This is a genomic window from Nocardiopsis salina YIM 90010 (assembly GCF_000341025.1).
Taxonomy (GTDB): domain Bacteria; phylum Actinomycetota; class Actinomycetes; order Streptosporangiales; family Streptosporangiaceae; genus Nocardiopsis; species Nocardiopsis salina.
In genome coordinates this window covers 1-17,420 of record NZ_ANBF01000021.1, presented here as the reverse complement: position 1 = coordinate 17,420, position 17,420 = coordinate 1, and the positions used below count along the sequence as shown (strand labels likewise).

The window sequence follows — 17,420 nt, the reverse complement described above, 5'->3', positions numbered from 1 at the left end:
ACGAACACACCAGATCCCCCGCACGCGCGGCCGTACGGAGGTTCCGGTGATGAGTACCCCGACCGAGCCCGGGGCCGCCTCCACCGGCACCCCCCAGCCCACGCCCCCCATGAAAGCCGTGGTGATGGCCGGCGGCGAAGGCACCCGTCTGCGCCCGATGACCGCCAACCAGCCCAAACCGCTGCTACCGGTCGTCAACAAGCCCATCATGGAGCACGTGCTGCGCCTGCTCCACCGCCACGGCTTCTCCGAGACCGTCGTGACCGTGCAGTTCCTGGCCACCCTGATCCGCAACTACTTCGGTGACGGCGAGGAACTCGGCATGAAGCTGAACTACGTCGCCGAGGAAGTACCGCTCGGAACAGCCGGCAGTGTGAAGAACGCCGAGGAACACCTGCGCGGCGAACCCTTCATGGTCATCTCCGGTGACGCGCTCACCGACATCGACCTCACCGACATGGTCCGCTTCCACCGCGAGAGCGGCGCCAAGGTCACCATCGCCCTCAAGCGGGTGCCCAACCCGCTCGAGTTCGGCATCATCATCGTCGACGAACAGGGCCGGATCCAGCGCTTCCTGGAGAAACCCACCTGGGGCCAGGTCTTCTCCGACACCGTCAACACCGGCATCTACATCATGGAGCCCGAGGTCCTGGAGAGAGTGGCCGAGGGCGAGGTCGTGGACTGGTCCGGAGACGTCTTTCCCGAGCTCCTGGCCGAAGGGGAACCCCTCTACGGGTACGTCGCCGACGGTTATTGGGAGGACGTCGGCACCCACGAGAGCTACCTGAGTGCCCAGGCCGACGTGCTGTCCGGCAAGGTCGACGTCGACATCGACGGCTTCGAGGTCGCGCCCGGCGTCTGGGTCGGGGAGGGATCGGAGGTCCACCCCAGCGCCGTACTCAAGGGTCCGCTGTTCATCGGCGACTACGCCAAGATCGAGGCCGGCGCCGAGCTGCGCGAGTACTCCGTCGTCGGCAGCAACGCCGTCGTACGCGCGGAGGCCTTCGCCCACCGCACGGTCCTGCACGACAACGTCTTCATCGGACGCGGCGCCAACCTGCGCGGCACGGTGGTCGGCAAGAACACCGACATCATGTCCGCGGTGCGCGTCGAGGAGGGCGCGGTCGTGGGCGAGGACTGCGTCATCGAGTCCGAGGCCTACGTGCACAACGACGTCAAGGTCTACCCCTTCAAGACCATCGAGGCCGGGGCGGTGGTCAGCTCCAATGTCGTCTGGGAGTCGAGGGGGCAGCGCTCCCTGTTCGGGCCGCGCGGGGTCTCGGGCCTGATCAACGTCGAGATCACCCCGGAACTGGCCGTGCGCCTGGCCAATGCCTACGCGACCACGCTCAAGAAGGGCGCGGTCGTGACCACCTCGCGCGACGTCTCCCGTGGCGCGCGCACGCTCAAACGCGCGATCATCAGCGCGTTGACGGCCGCCGCGATCGAGGTGCGCGACCTGGAGGTGGTGCCGCTGCCGGTGGCCCGGTTCATCACGGGCCGCACCGAGGTGGCCGGCGGGATCACCGTGCGCACCAGCCCGGGCGACCCGGAGTCGGTCGACATCGTCTTCCTCGACGGCGACGGGGCAGACCTGTCACCCGGGGCCCAGCGCAAGCTCGACCGGGTCTTCTCCCGGGCCGAGTACCGCCGGGCCTTCCCCGGGGAGATCGGAGAGCTGTCCTTCCCCTCGCGCAACGTGGAGACCTACGCACACGACCTGTTGCGTTCGGTGGACACCTCCGGGGTGGCCGAGGCCGAGCTCAAGGTCGTGGTCGACTGCGCCGGTGGAACCAGCTCGCTGATCCTGCCCTCGCTGTTGGGCCGTATCGGCGTGGACGTGCTCACCGTCAACAACCGCTTGGACGAGGCCTCACCCACCGACACGGTCGCAAAGAAGATGCGCGACCTGGAACGCCTGGGCGAGCTCGTGGCAGGGTCGGGCGCCGACTTCGGTGTGCGGTTCGACCCGGTGGCCGAACGGCTCTTCATCGTCGACGAGAACGGTGCGCTGATCGACAACGACCGCGCGCTGCTGGTGGTACTGGACCTGGTGGCGGCCGAGCGGGGCCGAGGCACCGTGGCCCTGCCGGTGACCACCACCCGTGTGGCCGAGACCGTGGCGGTCTCGCACGGGTTGCAGGTGCGCTGGACCCCCACGGCCACCCACGAGCTCACCAAGGCGGTCAGGGACGGCGGCGAGGAGATCGTCTTCGCCGGCGACGGCCGTGGCGGGTTCGTCGTGCCCGAGTTCGGCCCGACCAGTGACGGCATCGCCGCGTTCGTACGTTTGCTGGGCCTGGTGGCGCGCACCCGGCGCTCGGTCGCCCGGATCGACGCCGGCATCCCGGAGGCGCACCTGCTGCGCCGTTCGGTCCCCACACCGTGGGCGATCAAGGGCAGCGTCATGCGTGCGGTCGTGGAGGCCGCAGGTGACCGGGAACTGGACACCACCGACGGCGTGCGCGTCGTCGAGCCCGACGGAAGCTGGGCGCTCGTGCTCCCGGACACCGCGGAGGCCGTCACCCATCTTTGGGCCGAAGGTCCCGACTCGGACATCGCGTACCGCCTGCTCGACGAATGGGCGGTGGTCGTCGAACGCGCCGAGGGCTGAACACCCGCCGGTAGTGGGGGAGGAGGGCACCCGGTGCCCGTCTCCCCGCTCCGGCCGGGCCCGTGCGGCCGCCGAGGCCCGCACTCGGGTCCGAGCGGTCGAATTCCGGCGCGAAAGCGCAGTTCAGTGCCGTGCGGGGAAGATATTCACCAATTCCTCGGTTGATGGGAGAACCAAACCCGCCTCGGCCGCATCAGCACCAGAACAGGTGTCCGCTCACAGGGAGGCGCGGATCCGGCCCCGGGTCTGGTTCCGGCCACCCGCCGAGCGGCGGTCCGCCGGCGCCGTGCACGCCGGTGTGCACGGCAGGCCGGGGAGGAGCAAAACCCTGTCTGGACAGGGATATGGTTTAAAGTCGAGTGTTCCCTGAGCGCCGAGTCACCACCCGCACCGGGAGTTCCGGCAACGGCGGACACCTCCCGGATGGTGACGAGGAGTACAACATGGGGGATGAGACCTAGCGACCGACCGTGCGAGGCGGCCCCGCCGCAGTGGTGGTGTCCCGCCTCGCCCCGTTCCCGGCGGTGTGCGGGCCCGGGCCCGCACCGGCTCGGGGGCGTGCCACCGATCAGCCGAATCAAGCACCGCCCCGTGCGGTAGGAGGCCGAGCCGACCTATGTCGAGCGTTTACTGCACGCAGTGCGGTCACGCCGTTGCGGATGATGCCCGTTTCTGCTCCCACTGTGGAACCCCCATCCGCAGGGCCGAACAGGACAGCCCACGGCCCCAGGGGGGAGGCGACGCCGCCGGGGACGTCACGTCCACCATCTCGATCTCGGGCATACAGGTCCTGGACGACGAGGAGTCGGGGGACGAACCCGGGGGTGAGGACTCGGGCAGCGCCGACGCGCTCCCTCCAGGAACGGCCCTGCTCGTGGTCCGGCGCGGCCCCAACGCCGGGAGCCGGTTCCTGCTGGACAGTGATGTGACCACCGCCGGGCGCCATCCCAACAGCGACATCTTCCTGGACGACGTGACCGTCTCCCGCCGCCACGTGGAATTCTTCCGCAGGGGCAACGGCTTCGGGGTCCGCGACGTGGGTAGCCTCAACGGCACCTACGTCAACCGCGAGCCGGTCGACGAGGCCGAGCTGGGCGGTGGCGACGAGATCCAGATCGGCAAGTTCCGGATGGTCCNNCGCTGAGGCCGACGCTGTCGGCGGCGGTGGCCGGTAGGTTTGCGGTTCCCCGCCGCCGGAGAGCTTTGTAACGAAGGGTGCCGATTTCGCCTTCGAGTCCTGATCCGACCGAGAGCAGGAAGAGCGCGCATCCGGCATGACGACTCGTGGGACGGAGACGCTGTGAAACACATGGAGGTCGTCGGCGTCCGGGTTGAGATGCCTTCGAACCAACCGATCGTCCTGCTCAAGGAGGNCCCCCCCCCCTGCCGATCTGGATCGGCGGGGTCGAAGCGACCGCCATCGCACTCGCACAACAGGGTGTGGCGCCTGCACGGCCGCTGACACACGACCTGTTCCGCGATGTGCTCGATGCTCTGGAGACCGGACTGGAGACGGTCCGCATCACCGGTCTGTCGGACGGTATCTTCTACGCCGAACTCGTCTTCGACAACGGCGTCGAGGTCAGTGCACGCCCGTCCGACTCCATCGCCCTCGCGCTGCGCACGGGCACCCCGATCTACGCCCACGAGGACGTGATCGAGGAGGCCGGCATGCCGATACCGGACGAGCAGGAGGACCAGGTCGAGGCCTTCCGCGAGTTCCTGGACAACATCTCGCCGGAGGACTTCGGCCGTAAGACCTGAGTCGGCTCTGACGCCGGGTCCCGGTGGGCCCGGCGTCCGCTTGCCCGTCCGATGCTGCTGTGACCTGCGACGATGCAGGGCTCGGCGATGATAGATTGGTCGGTGGACATGACCTCGGGAACCGGAGTGAAGGACCGCGGGGCCGGGACGCAGCGATGAGTCCGGAGCTGCGGTGTGCTCGCGCGGCGACGCGCCGTGGGGTGTCGTTGACGCTGTCTTTGCCTCGTCCTACCGTCGGTGCAGTGGAACCCACGGCGCATCCGTTCCCTCAAGTGGACATCCCCTGTCGAGACCGCCGTGGGACGAGGAGCCGGAGGTCGGCGTGGCGGTAGCGGGCGGTAAGCAGGATCCCCAGGACCGGAGGTCCGCGCTGCGGTTGGCGGGGCAGCGGGGCCTACTGGGCGAAGAGGACGTGGTGGCGCTGCCTATGGACGTCGGCTATCGGGGCCCGGCAGCGTGCACCGCTGCCGGAGTGACCTACCGCCAGCTGGACTACTGGGCCAGAACCGGCCTAGTGGAGCCGAGCGTGCGCAACGGCGCCCACAACGCCCCGCTCTACAGCCTCCCCGACATCCTGTTGCTCAAGGTGGCCAAGCGCCTGCTGGACACCGGTATCTCCCTGCAGCAGATCCGTACGGCCGTCGAGCACCTGCGCGGCCGTGCCGCCCAGGACCTGGCGCGCATCACCCTCATGAGCGACGGCGTCAGTGTGTACGAGTGCACCACACCCGACGAGGTCGTCGACCTCATGCAGCGCGGGCAGGGCATGTTCGGCCTGGCGCTGGCCAATGTCTGGCGCGAGTTGGAGGAGGCGCTCGGTGTGGTCGCACCCGAGGAACGTGCCGACCTTCCCCAGGCCGCGCCGCAGGCCGTCGACGAGTTGGCGCAGCGCCGGCGCGAGCGCCGCACCGGGTGAGAACCGCCCGATTCCCCGCGTTCGGTGGTATGTGTGACGTGCTGCACACGGGGGCGTTCGGGGCGCGGGTGGGCTGGGTGTTGTGGGGCACCATCGAGTACGGTCGTGGGCATAACGGGGATGAAGCCGACATTTCCCTGTTCATATGACAAGACAGCGTCATAGGCCGTCAATACCGCGCGGGAGAGACCTCGACAACGGGGCGCCGACGGGGCAATACTCCCCAGTAACCTCTCAGGCACCACGGACCGCGCGGAGGAGGCCACTCTGGAGCCGGTGCCCGCGCGCCCGGTGACAGAGGGGGAGACCGTGAGGAACACCGCCGAGCCGCTCGGCCCTGTCACCAGGAGGTCTCCGTGCCAGAACAGTCGCCCCACACCCACGGCACACCCGCCCGGGTCTTCGCCGACCGGCACATCGGCCCGTCCCCGGCCGAGACCGAGGAGATGCTCAAGACGATCGGCCACGGCTCCACCGCCGAGCTCATGGCCGCCGCCGTCCCCGAGTCCATCCTCACAGGATCCGGCCGCCAGGCCCCGTTGGACCTTCCCGAACCAGCGGGGGAGGCCGAGGCCCTGACCGAACTGCGGGGGCTGGCCGCGCGCAACCACGTCACGACCTCGCTGATCGGGCGCGGTTACTACGGTACCCACACCCCGCCGGTCATCCTGCGCAACATCATGGAGAACCCGGCTTGGTACACGGCCTACACGCCCTACCAGCCCGAGATCTCCCAGGGCCGCCTGGAGGCCCTGCTCAACTTCCAGACCATGGTCTCGGACCTGACCGGTCTTCCGGTCTCGGGGGCTTCCCTGCTCGACGAGTCCACCGCCGCGGCCGAGGCCATGACGCTGGCCCGCCGTGCCACCAAGACCAAGAGCGACGTCTTCGTCGTCGACGCCGACGTCTTCCCCCAAACCCTGCAGGTGCTACGCACGCGTGCAGAGCCCCTCGGGATCGAGATCGTGGTCGCCGACCTGTCCGAGGGGCTGCCCGAGGGCGAGTCCTTCGGCGTGCTCGTGCAGTACCCGACCTCCTCCGGCGAGGTCCGCGACCCCTCCGCGATCGTCGAGGCCGCACACGAGCGCGGCGCCCTGGCCGTGGTGGCCGCCGACATCCTCGCACTGACCCTGCTGCGGAGTCCCGGCGACCTCGGCGCGGACATCGCGGTCGGCTCCACCCAGCGCTTCGGTGTCCCGCTCGGCTTCGGCGGTCCCCACGCCGGTTACATGGCCGTGGGCGAGAAGCTGCGCCGCCAGCTCCCGGGACGCCTCGTCGGTGTCTCGGTCGACAACGCCGGACGCCCGGCCTACCGATTGGCCCTGCAGACCCGCGAACAGCACATCCGGCGGGAGAAGGCCACCAGCAACATCTGCACCGCTCAGGTGCTCCTGGCCGTCATGGCCGGCATGTACGCCGTGCACCACGGTCCCGACGGGCTCCGGGCCATCGCCCGGCAGGTGCACACCCGCACCGCCGCGCTGGCCGACGCCCTCACCGAACGCGGCTTCGAGATCGTGCACCAGCACTTCTTCGACACCCTGCGTGTGCGGGTGCCCAGCTCCGCCCGTGTCCTGGAATCGGCTCTGGAACGCGGGTACAACCTCCTGGCCGCAGACGAGCGCACCATCGGGGTCAGCGTCGACGAGACCACCTCCGATGCCGACCTCGAGCAGGTGATCGCCGCCTTCGGCGAGGCCGACCGCTCCGCCGCCAAGCACGGCCCCGTCGTGGACGAGGAGGCCGACCGCGTCCCCGGCTCCCTCGCTCGCGGGATGGACTACCTGACTCACCCGGTCTTCAACACCCACCGCAGCGAAACTGCGATCCTGCGGTACATGCGCCGGCTCTCCGACCGCGATCTGGCGTTGGACCGCACCATGATCCCGCTGGGCTCGTGCACCATGAAACTCAACTCCACCACGGAGATGGAGCCGGTCACCTGGCCCGAGTTCGGTACGCTGCACCCCTTCGCCCCGCTCGACCAGGCCGAGGGCAGCGTCGAGATCGTCCGCGACCTCGAGGTCTGGCTCGCCGAGGTGACCGGCTACGATGCGGTCTCCCTGCAGCCCAACGCCGGTTCCCAGGGCGAGCTGGCCGGGCTCCTGGCGATCCGCGGTTACCACCGTTCCCGGGGCGAGGCCCACCGCGATGTGTGCCTGATCCCCAGCTCCGCACACGGCACCAACGCCGCCAGCGCCGTCATGGCCGGCATGCGCGTGTCCGTGGTCGCCTGCGACGAGGGCGGAAACGTCGACCTCGACGACCTGGCGGCCAAGACCGAGAAGCACTCCGACGACCTCGCCGCGATCATGGTCACCTACCCGTCCACGCACGGAGTCTTCGAAGGCACGATCACCGATGTGTGCCGCATGGTCCACGAGGCCGGCGGTCAGGTCTACATCGACGGCGCCAACTTCAACGCACTCCTGGGCTGGGCCAAGCCCGGTGAGTTCGGCGCCGACGTCAGCCATCTCAACCTGCACAAGACCTTCTGCATCCCGCACGGTGGCGGCGGCCCCGGGGTCGGCCCGGTCGCGGTCCGGTCCCACCTGGCCGGTTTCCTGCCCAACCATCCGGGCCAGCCCGGCGCCGGCCCGCACACCGGGGTCGGCCCGGTCTCGGCGGCCCCGTTCGGGTCGGCCGGGATCCTGCCGATCTCCTGGGCGTACGTGCGGATGATGGGGGAGGAGGGCCTGCGCTCGGCCACCGAGATCGCCGTGCTCTCCGCCAACTACCTGGCCAAGCGCCTGGAGCCCTACTTCCCGGTCCTGTACACCGGAGCCGACGGGCTGGTCGCGCACGAGTGCATCATCGACCTGCGCCCGCTGCAGAAGACGACCGGAGTCAGCAACGAGGACGTCTCCAAGCGCCTGATGGACTACGGTTTCCACGCGCCGACCATGTCCTTCCCGGTCAACGGCACGCTCATGGTCGAGCCCACCGAGAGCGAGGACCTCGCCGAGCTCGAGCGCTTCGTGCAGGCGATGGTCGAGATCCGCCACGAGATCGACAAGGTCGCCTCGGGTGAGTGGGACCGCGAGGACAACCCCCTGGTCAATGCGCCGCACACCGCGGAGATGGTCACCGCCGAGACCTGGGAACACGGTTACAGCCGGGCCGAGGCCGCCTACCCGCTGCCGTCCCTGCGCCAGGACAAGTACTGGCCGCCGGTGGGCCGCATCGACCAGGCCTACGGCGACCGGAACCTCGTCTGCTCCTGCCCGCCGCCCGAGGCCTTCGAGATCTGACCCGGGGCCGCAACCGCAGTACGCGTGCCGAGGGGGCCGTCCGCCGGGCGGCCCCCGTCGTGTGCGCTCGGACGCCGTGTGAGCCCGCGTTACAGTGGCCCCACGCCCGCGCGCCCCGACAGAGCCCCCACCGAAAGCGGTACGCATGACCACCACGCCCGGATCCCCCGCACGTTCCGGAGCCCCCGAACCGCCCGAGGCCGCCGACCCAGCGGACCACCCCGACGAGGGTCCCGCACCCGGGTCCGAGGACGCCGCGGACCTGTGCGATCAGGCCCAGGACCTGGCCGAGAACGGGCACCTCAAACGCGCCGCCACGCTCTACGAACGCGCAGTGGCGACCAACCCCCGCCCGCGCGTGCAGGCCCGCGCCCTGTTGGGCCTGGCCGTGGTCCAGGACCAGCGCGGTGACCTGGCCGCCGCCCGCGACGCCGCACGCCGCGCGGTGGCCACCGGCGACGAGCGCTTCGGTCCGCGGGCCGCCCACCACCTGGCGCTGTCACTGGAGCACGAGGGCGAGCACGCCGAAGCCGAACGGACCTGGCGCCGCCTGCTGGAGATCGGCGGCCCCGCCCACGCCGCCGTCGCCCACTACGGGCTCGCGCGCGAGGCCGAGGGCCGGGGCGCGGTCGATGCGGCCGAGGAGCACTGGGAGGCGGCGCTGACCCTGCCTGCGGCCTCCGATCCCATCAGCCGCCTTCATGCCGACACCGTCGTGGAGGCCTCCCGGGACCTGGCCGGGCGGCTGCTGGAACGCGGGCTGCCCGGCGCCGCGGCCGCCGCCGTCGAACGCGGGCTCTCCCTGACCGACGACCCGGGTCTGCGTCTGCTGCGTTCCGCCGCCCACCTGGAGCACGCCATCGCCGACGCGGGCGCCGTCGTCGACGCCGCCGACACCCCGGACACGGATGCCGCCCGGCCCGGCCCCCGCACCTCGGGTGCGGCCGTGGAACTCCTCGCGGGGCTCCTGGCGCTGCGCGGGGACCCGGAGGCCTCCGCACGGGCCTGGCGCGTGGGGCTGGACAACCGCGACGGCGAGACCGTTGCCCACGTGCGCCACCGGCTGCGGAGCGGGTTCGCCGCTCCCGACGAGGAGGAGCAGGAGGAGGCCGAGCAGCCCTGGTGGGAGTCCTACCTGGAGGAGGCCGTCGCCACCGCCAGCGCCCCCGCTCTCGCCGGCGAGCTCTTCGCCGTCGTGACCCAGATGCACAACCACCTCGGCGTCCCGGTCGCCGAGGGGGAGGTGCGCCCGGCCGTGCTGCGGGAGGCCATGGAGCAGGCGTTGCGCACGCCCGGAGAGCTGGTGTGGGGGCCGGACGTGCACGCCGATTTCCGGCGCAGGCTCACCGAGGCGATGGGCGGCCAGGACGTGCTTCCCGAGGGCTGGCCGGACCGGACCTGAACCGGTGCCTGTACCGGCACGACGGAGGCCGGACACCCCGCTCGGGGGCGTCCGGCCTGCGCGACCGGGTCAGGCCGCGGCGCGGGGGCGGTGCGGAGCGACCACGGCCCCGTCGGGAAGCAGCTCCCCGGTGTCGTCGAACAGGACGACTCCGTTGCAGAGCAGGCTCCAACCCTGCTCCGGGTGGCTGGCGACGACCCGCGCGGCCTCGCGGTCGACGTCCTCGGAAGAGGGGCAGGCAGGTTCGTGGCTGCACATGGGAACGCCTTTCGGTCATCAGGTGCTCGTCGTCGAGCTGACGCCAAGAGTAGTGGTTCACATCACATGCGTGTGCACGTTTGGGATCGAATGTGGTGGCACCGCTGTTGCCGTTCGCTCTCACCCGGTGAGACGGTGCAGGTCATTCGCGGGTTCTGGCCCGATGCGGACAGAACCGAACGTGAGGCCGTACGGCCCGCGCCGTAGGCGTGTCGGGCCGCGGGCGGTGCCTCAGTAGCCGCCGCGTGTACGGCGGGCAGCCGGACGGCTGCGCATCCCCGCACCGGCCAGACCGCCGCGCTGGAACGCTCGTACGAGCTCACCGCCCAGGTTGACGCCGGCACCCAGCGCCAGCCCCACCGTGACCGCCTCCACGACGCTCAGCAGGCCCACCACCGTGGTCCCGTGCGTGATCTCGATCAGTCCCCGGTAGAGGATGCTCCCAGGCAGCAGCGGTGCGATCGAGGGGATCAGGTACGGCAGCACCGGGCGTCGGGTCCGTCGTGCCAACCAGTGGCCCACCACACCCACGGCCACGGCCCCTGCGACCGTGCCCACCACGGGCGGGGTGTCCAGGAACGAGCGCAGGCCCGCGTAGATCACCCAGATCATCACGCCCATGACCCCGATCGCGGGCAGCATCCGGGGAGGCACCGCCAGGGAGATCGCGAAGGCCATCGCGATGCCGGCCGCGCCCACCAGCACCCACGGCTCCAGGGAGGTCCCGGCCGTGGGCAGGTTCTCCAGGTCCAGGTCCACACCCAGGCGCACCGCGGTGTAGGCGACCACACCCACGCCCGAGACGATCGCACCCAGGGTGAAGAAGGTTTCCAGCAGGCGCGCGGCCGCGGAGACGTAGCTGCCGCTGATGCCGTCCTGCAAGCTCGACACCAACGGGCGACCGGGCAGCAGAGCCATGATGTTACCGGTGATGATCGCCCCGGCCTGGAGCCCCAGGTCCAGTTCCGTGCTGACCCACAGCAGCGCCACTCCGATCGTGGACGCCACTGCCGCGGCGGCCGTCATCTGGTAGAACTCCGCCACACCGCGTCGTGCCAGGAACACCGAGGTGCGGTCGCCCAGCACGGTCGCCAGGAACGCCACCGTCGCCACGATGGGGCCGCCGCCCATCATCACACTGGCGCTGGAGGCGATGAGGCCGAAACCGACTGCGATGCCCCAGTTGGGGTAGGGCATGCGGGCCTTCTGGATCTGCTTGAGCCGGGCCGTGGCGTCCTCGACCTCCAACAGGCCCAGGGCCGACTGCTCCACCAGCGTGTGAAGCTCGTTGACGCGGAAGTAGTCCAGGGTGCGGCGGCGCACCACACGCTCACCCGTGATGGGCGGCTGGTCCCCGCCCGGGTGCGTGGACAGCGAGATGCTGGTGAAGGTGACCGAGACCTCCGACCGGGGCAGCTCGAAAGCGACCGTCAGGCTGAGCATCGCTTCGCTGACCGCCTCGGTGCTCTCTCCACTGGCCAGCATCAGCTCGCCCACGCGCAGCACGAGGTTGATGACGCGTGCGTCGGGCAGCTCGACGTCCTCGTCCTGGTCCAACCCCTCCGGCGACAGCTCGCTCTCGTGCGCCGCACGCCAGTCCCGCATTCTGCTGAGCAAGCGGTCCTCGCTCGGCGGGAGCGGCCTCCCGCGCCTGTTCGGCATGCCCGTCTTCTCCGTTCGCTCCTCGCCTGTACCCCCGCGGTGGTCAGAGCGATGTTCACAGTCCCTGAGGAGACGCCGCCACGGCAGTCCCGGTTCGCCGACCGCGGGGTCGGGGGCCCGTGAGGTCGATCACGGGCTTCATCCTGCCAAGGCCCGCGGGGGCCCCACAGCGACTCGCCGCGTGTTCAGCGGTTGTTGGCGTGTCCCTCACCGGGGCGTACGAGACCGGTCTCGTACGCATGGATGACCGCCTGCACGCGGTCGCGCAGACCCAGCTTCGTGAGGATGCTGCCCACATGCGACTTGACGGTCGTGGAGCCCACGAACAGGTGGGCGGCGATCTCGGCGTTGGACCACCCGCGTGCAAGCAGCCGTAGCACCTCGCGCTCGCGCACGCTCAGCGGGTCCCGAGGTGCGCGCCCGGCCGGCTCGCCGGAGGGCAGCAGCGGGGCGACCTCATCGAGCAACCGGTGTAGGACCAGGGGCGGAAGTACTGCCCCGCCGGAGGCCACCACCCGTACCGCCGAGACGAGCTCCTCGGGCGGAGTGTCCTTGAACAGGAAACCGCTCGCGCCCGCGTGCAATGCACCGTGCAGCAGGGGCTCGAAGTCCTGCGGCCCCAGAACCAGCACCCGCACCCGGTGGCCCAGCGGCCGGGCCCACTCCAGCACCGAGCGGACCGCCCGGGTGCCTGCCGGCCCGCCCATGAGGTCCATGAGCACCACGTCCGGAACCAGGGAACGGGCTTCCCGAGAGGCCTCGCGCGCGTCGGACGCCTCACCCACAACCGACAGATCGGGGGCCGACTCCAGGATCATCCGCAGACCGGCACGGACGAGGGGCTGGTCGTCGACCAGAAGAACAGAGACGCTCACACCGAGATTGTGCCGTATCGTCCGCCCGCCCCGGGACGGAACGGCGCCCGGACCGCCCGTCCGGCGCGGTCAGCCGGTGGGCAGCGGGGGAGGGGTGCCCCCGAACTCCGGGCACAGTGCCTGGTGCTCGCACCAGCCGCACAGCTTGCTCGGTCTGGGTGCCCACCGGCCGGTTCGCCCGGCCTCCTCGATGCGCGCCCAGATGTCGGAGATCTCCGATTCGGCGGCGCGCAGTTCCTCCTCGGTGGGGTCGTACCAGCGCACGGCCCCGTTCCCGCCCAGGTAGACGAGCTGCAGCCGGGTGGGGACCACACCCAGGTCGCGCCAGATCATCACGGCATAGAAGAAGATCTGGAACTTGGCCTTGTCCTCGAACCTCGGGTGTGGCGACTTGCCGGTCTTGTAGTCGACCACCCGGATCTGCCCGCCGGGGGCCACGTCGAGGCGATCGACGTACCCGCGCAGCCGAAGACCGGTGGGCAGCGACACCTGCAGGCGCATCTCCTTGTCCTGCGGCTCCAGGGAGCCGGGGTTCTCCAGCTCGAAGTAGCGCCGCACCAGCGCCCGCGCAGACTCCAGCCACTCCTCGCGCTCCTGCTCGCCCTCGAAGAGCTCCTCGACGGTCGGGTCCTTGGAGCGCAGGCGGTCCCACTGCGGGTCCACCAGTCCCACCGCCGTGCGCGGGGTGCGGGACTCGGCCGGCAGCTCGTACAGGCGTTCCAGGCACGCGTGCACCAGCGTGCCCCGCAGTGCCGCGGGGCTGGGTGACTCGGGCAGCCGGTCGATGGTGCGGAACCGGAACAGCAGAGGACACTGCAGGAAGTCGGAGGCGCGCGAGGGGGACAAGGCGCTCGGCAGCGGCACGGTCGTCATGCCTCCAGCCTAGGGTCTGCTCGGCAGGCCACCGGTCCGTCACCTGCAACCGCCTCGACGGGCTCCTGGCGGCGCAGTGCCCGTCGAATCGAGGGTAGGCGTCCACCGAACAGGCCTCGGCCGCACGCCCGAGCGGGACGGACCGAACGCAAGGGTGACGAGGTTCCTCCCCGGATCCGGGGCCGCCCCCGGCGGAGCCGCGTCCAACGCCTCGTACCCTGGAACCGGACAGCCACAGCAGCGGGGGGAAACACAGTGCGACCGGCCACCGACCACGCGGGGGAGCGGCGATGAGCGCGAGGCCCTCGGCGGCCAGGGGCGGACCGGGGGTGGTCCTCTTCCGTCCCTTCGGGATCCCGGTTCACGTGACCGCCTCCTGGCTCATCGTTGCCGCCCTCATCACCCTGGTCTACGGCCAGCTCGTCGAGGGCCGCCTGTTCCTGGGCGCGGGCTCCTACGTGCTCGCGTTCGTCTTCGCGGTCCTGCTGTACGCCTCGGTCCTGGTGCACGAGCTCGCCCACTCGGTCGTGGCGCGCGGTTACGGGCTCCCCGTACGCCGCATCGTGCTCTACGTTCTGGGCGGGGTCTCCGAGATCGAACGCGAGGCACCCACACCCGGGCGCGAGTTCTGGATCGCCTTCTCCGGTCCCGTCCTGTCGCTGCTGCTGGCCGCAGGTTTCTTCGGACTGTCGCTGTTCGCCGACCCCTTCAGCGTGCCCGGCGAACTCCTCTTCCAGCTGTGGCTGGCCAACCTGCTCGTGGGGGTGTTCAACCTCCTGCCCGGGCTCCCGCTCGACGGCGGACGCCTGCTGCGCGCGGGCGTGTGGAAGCTGACCGGGCGCCCTCTCACCGGGAGCGTGGNGGTCCCCCCTGCCGCTGCTGCTGGCCTGGGCGGCCGGCGGCTCCCCGAGCCCGTGGGCGCTCGTCTGGGGCCTCGTGCTCGGCGGGTTCATGTGGATGGGCGCCACCGAGTCGCTGCGCGCCGCCCGCGTGCGCGCCCGAGTCCCGAACCTGCGTGCGCGCACCCTGGCCCGCCCCGCTGTCCTGGTGCCTGCCGACACGCCTCTGGCAGAGGCCGAACGCCGGTCCGGGCAGGAGGGCGCCGAGGCGATCGTGGTCGTCGACTCGGCGGGCACACCCGTCTCGATCGTGCACCCCTCCGCCGCCGAGGCCATCACTCAGGGACGCCGCGCCTGGGTGCCCGTCTCCAGCCTGGCGCGGGCGGTCACCGAACACTCCATGGTCCGGGGCGACCTCGAGGGGGAGGAGCTGCTCACCGCCCTGACCTCGCACCCGATGTCCGAATACCTGGTGGCCGACGCCGAGGGCCGGGTCCTGGGTGTGCTGCGCGCCCGCGACGTCAACGCCGCCATGACCGGAGGCGACTGAGCCGGGCTCCGTTGCCCGCCGACTAGCGCCGGGCGCCCTCCGGCCAGAGCACGCTGACCGGCCTCGACAGCGCACGCGCGTGGGCGACCACGTCCGCGGTCCCGCCCGGGCCGCGGGCGGGTTCGCCGTCCCAGACCGCTACCAGCCGGTCGCAGCGCTCGACCAACAGGCGCCCTGCGTCCATGTGCGCCTCGGACGTGGACGCGCCGTGTCCCAGTTCGTGCACGAGTACGGACCGACCGATCAACCGGTCGTAGACGGGGTGGTGCTCCGGAGGCAGGGCCTCGCGGTACCCCCGGGCGGGCACGACCGCCTCCAACGGGGCTCCCGCATCGACCACGGCCTCGGCGAAGACGGTGTCGGCCCCGTCGGCCAGACAGGACACCCCCACCATCTCGCAGCCGTGCGGGCGCAGTTCCTCGCGGATCATGGTCGCCACGGTCGCGTCGATCTCAGGGGGCAGGCGCCGGTGTCCGGTGATGCCGATGCGGATCACATGACCTCCTCGGGGGCGGGGGTTCCTCCGGGTCCCCTACCCAGTGCCCGCGCCCCTGACCAGAGCGCCGAGCCGCTGGTCGAGGTCGTCCACGCAGCGGGCGTCCGGGCCCTGATAGGCGCGGCGGAACGAACGCACTCGGGACACCAGGCGCCGCGACTCGAAGCGCAGCCCCGTCGAGAGCGCGTCGCGGGCCAACCGGAAGGCCTCCTCGACCTCCCCGGAGTCCAGGTGCACCGAGGCCAGCTCCACCTGTAGCAGGGCCGCCTGCTTGGCACTGGCAGGACGTTGTGCGCGTGCCTCTTCGAAGGCCTTGCGCGCTTCGTCGGGCCTGTGCAGGCGCACGCCCACCCGGGCCCGGAACCCGGCCACCTTGGTGTGGTCGAAGGCGAACACCCACGGCCACGGCGGGTCGGTGTTGCCGGGGCGGTCGACCTCGTGCTCGGCGCGCCGGATCGCCCGTGCCGCCGCCTCACCGTCGCCGACACCCGCGTGCGCGAGCGCGCCCGTGCACGAGAGCCAGGCCCGTGCAGTCGGATGGGCCGACCGGCCCAGCAGGTGTTCGGCCTCGCGCACCAGCGCCAGCCCCAGTTCGGGAGAGCCCGCCTCGTCGATCTCGAAGGCCGCGAGTGACCCGAGCATGTACACGTCCAGCAGGCGCGTCCGGGCCTGCCGCGCGCGGAAGACGGCGTTGCGGTAGTGCGTGCGGGCCTTCTCGATCGAACCCTGGTCGGTGTGCAGCCACGCGGCGAACCCGGAGGCCTCGCTGGCGGCTGCACACAGGTCCGAGCCGAACGGTGTCCCGCGCGCGTTCATGAGCATCTGCTCGGACAAATGCACGTGCGCCGCAGCACCGGGCAGCAGGTGACGGGCGGAGGAGGTGGCGTCCATCCTCCGCTGTCCGCTCGTGATGGTGCGCAGCGCCGGGGCGGTCGACTCGTCCACCGCCGCCTCGTCCGCGTGCTCGGGACGGCCACCCACCGTCAGCAGTGCCCCAGCGGCCACGGCCCGTCCGAAGTCACGGCGTCTCGTGAGGTCCACCCCCTTCGTCCTGCCCGGCCCGAGAACGGCCGGGCCTTCCGCCGACGGGGCGCCGCCGAAGCGCAGCAGGTGCAGGGGTACGCCCAGGCGTTTGGCCACGTCCTGGATCTGGTCGACGGTCAGCGACTGTTGGCCGTTGACCACGCGTGAGACCCAGCTCTGGGAGTAACCTGCGGCGCGGGCGAGTTCGCCCTGCGACCATCCGCGCGCCGAACGCACGCCCTCGATGACCGTGGCCATGTCACAGGTGGCCAGGGCGGCCGCCATGGGGGGATGTGACCACAGCTCCGGTGGAAGAACGCTGTCTCGTTGGGGCATGAGCTTAGGTTAGGGACTTCTGGTGGCCCGGGTGGGTGTGTCCAAAAAATAAATCCCGATGCGTGATCCGCATAGAAGGGTGTTCGCGCGATCACTGTGCGAGAGGGTTGGTGGTGGGGCCGGTGCCGCGCGGTGTCCGGCCCAGGAACGACAGCACCGGTCGGCACGGCCGGAGACACCACCTCGGGAGGCATCCGTGAGCGCCCAGACCTCGGACCCGGCCGGGCACGCCCTGAGCGGGCTCGCCGCCGAACTGCGCTCTCGCGGGGTCGATGCGACCGAGGACGGGGACCGCGGACTCGTCCTGGTCCCCGGGGCAGCCGCGGGTCACAGCAGCGCGCTGCTGCGCCCCCACCGGGGCGGCCTCTGGTGGTGGATCCGCCGACCCGTACAGGACGGTGTCCCCCCGGCACCGTCAGGGGTTCCGTTGGCCCCGGCGCACCGCACCTCCCATGTCGCCGGGAGGATCGCACGTGCGCCGGAGGGCGTCCCCGACGGTGCTGTCTGAGCGCGGACCCCTTTCCCGCGCTTGACCGGGCGCTCTCGGTGCCCGTACCGCGG

At 71.0% G+C, this 17,420-nt stretch carries 12 protein-coding genes, 2 pseudogenes and 1 riboswitch; of the genes and pseudogenes, 8 read left to right on the top strand and 6 right to left on the bottom strand.

Features of this window, described 5'->3' with window-relative positions; genetic code table 11:
* The first annotated feature begins 49 nt into the window (after positions 1-49).
* The 6 genes and pseudogenes from D474_RS0102205 (at position 50) to D474_RS0102175 (ending at position 9,947) form a co-directional block, all read left to right on the top strand.
* Positions 50-2,614, top strand: coding sequence for a sugar phosphate nucleotidyltransferase (locus D474_RS0102205; protein ID WP_017611966.1), 2,565 nt, complete (start codon positions 50-52; stop codon positions 2,612-2,614).
* A 616-nt stretch (positions 2,615-3,230) separates the two neighbouring features.
* Positions 3,231-3,758, top strand: a complete 528-nt coding sequence (locus D474_RS0102200; RefSeq protein WP_017611965.1) for an FHA domain-containing protein — start codon at positions 3,231-3,233, stop codon at positions 3,756-3,758.
* A 156-nt stretch (positions 3,759-3,914) separates the two neighbouring features.
* Positions 3,915-4,378, top strand: a pseudogene (locus D474_RS27390) (bifunctional nuclease family protein).
* A 427-nt stretch (positions 4,379-4,805) separates the two neighbouring features.
* Positions 4,806-5,294 carry a MerR family transcriptional regulator gene (locus tag D474_RS0102190; protein WP_083931709.1) on the top strand — a complete coding sequence of 163 codons (489 nt, stop codon included), beginning with the start codon at positions 4,806-4,808 and terminating at the stop codon, positions 5,292-5,294.
* A 170-nt stretch (positions 5,295-5,464) separates the two neighbouring features.
* A riboswitch (glycine riboswitch) is annotated at positions 5,465-5,555 on the top strand.
* 95 nt (positions 5,556-5,650) lie between these two features.
* Positions 5,651-8,545, top strand: a complete 2,895-nt coding sequence (gene gcvP / locus D474_RS0102180) for an aminomethyl-transferring glycine dehydrogenase (RefSeq protein ID WP_017611961.1) — start codon at positions 5,651-5,653, stop codon at positions 8,543-8,545.
* Positions 8,546-8,690: 145 nt separating this feature from the next.
* Positions 8,691-9,947, top strand: coding sequence for a tetratricopeptide repeat protein (locus D474_RS0102175; protein WP_017611960.1), 1,257 nt, complete (start codon positions 8,691-8,693; stop codon positions 9,945-9,947).
* A gap of 69 nt (positions 9,948-10,016) precedes the next feature.
* Here D474_RS0102175 and D474_RS0102170 read toward each other — a convergent pair whose 3' ends face one another.
* The 4 genes from D474_RS0102170 to D474_RS0102155 all read right to left on the bottom strand — a co-directional run bounded on the left by D474_RS0102170 (position 10,017) and on the right by D474_RS0102155 (position 13,615).
* The gene (locus D474_RS0102170) at positions 10,017-10,205 is read right to left on the bottom strand and encodes a DUF5999 family protein (RefSeq protein WP_017611959.1); all 189 of its coding nucleotides are present in this window, start codon (positions 10,203-10,205) and stop codon (positions 10,017-10,019) included.
* 231 nt (positions 10,206-10,436) lie between these two features.
* The gene (locus D474_RS0102165) at positions 10,437-11,810 is read right to left on the bottom strand and encodes a threonine/serine exporter family protein (RefSeq protein ID WP_017611958.1); all 1,374 of its coding nucleotides are present in this window, start codon (positions 11,808-11,810) and stop codon (positions 10,437-10,439) included.
* 242 nt (positions 11,811-12,052) lie between these two features.
* Positions 12,053-12,742 carry a LuxR C-terminal-related transcriptional regulator gene (locus D474_RS0102160; protein ID WP_017611957.1) on the bottom strand — a complete coding sequence of 230 codons (690 nt, stop codon included), beginning with the start codon at positions 12,740-12,742 and terminating at the stop codon, positions 12,053-12,055.
* A gap of 69 nt (positions 12,743-12,811) precedes the next feature.
* Positions 12,812-13,615 (bottom strand): RecB family exonuclease, encoded by an 804-nt coding sequence (locus tag D474_RS0102155; protein WP_017611956.1) that lies wholly within the window; start codon positions 13,613-13,615, stop codon positions 12,812-12,814.
* 290 nt (positions 13,616-13,905) lie between these two features.
* Between D474_RS0102155 and D474_RS27385 the strand changes: the two are divergent.
* A pseudogene (locus tag D474_RS27385) lies at positions 13,906-15,004 on the top strand (site-2 protease family protein).
* A gap of 22 nt (positions 15,005-15,026) precedes the next feature.
* Here D474_RS27385 and D474_RS0102145 read toward each other — a convergent pair.
* Both D474_RS0102145 and D474_RS0102140 read right to left on the bottom strand, forming a co-directional pair.
* Positions 15,027-15,500 carry a hypothetical protein gene (locus D474_RS0102145; protein WP_017611954.1) on the bottom strand — a complete coding sequence of 158 codons (474 nt, stop codon included), beginning with the start codon at positions 15,498-15,500 and terminating at the stop codon, positions 15,027-15,029.
* Positions 15,501-15,536: 36 nt separating this feature from the next.
* Entirely contained in the window at positions 15,537-16,808 is a 1,272-nt protein-coding gene (locus D474_RS0102140; protein ID WP_017611953.1) for a helix-turn-helix domain-containing protein, read from the bottom strand.
* Between the two features lie 247 nt (positions 16,809-17,055).
* Here D474_RS0102140 and D474_RS0102135 point away from each other — a divergent pair, with 247 nt between their 5' ends.
* Positions 17,056-17,367: a hypothetical protein gene (locus D474_RS0102135; protein WP_017611952.1), complete on the top strand. Its 312-nt coding sequence runs from the start codon at positions 17,056-17,058 to the stop codon at positions 17,365-17,367.
* Positions 17,368-17,420: the final 53 nt, after the last annotated feature.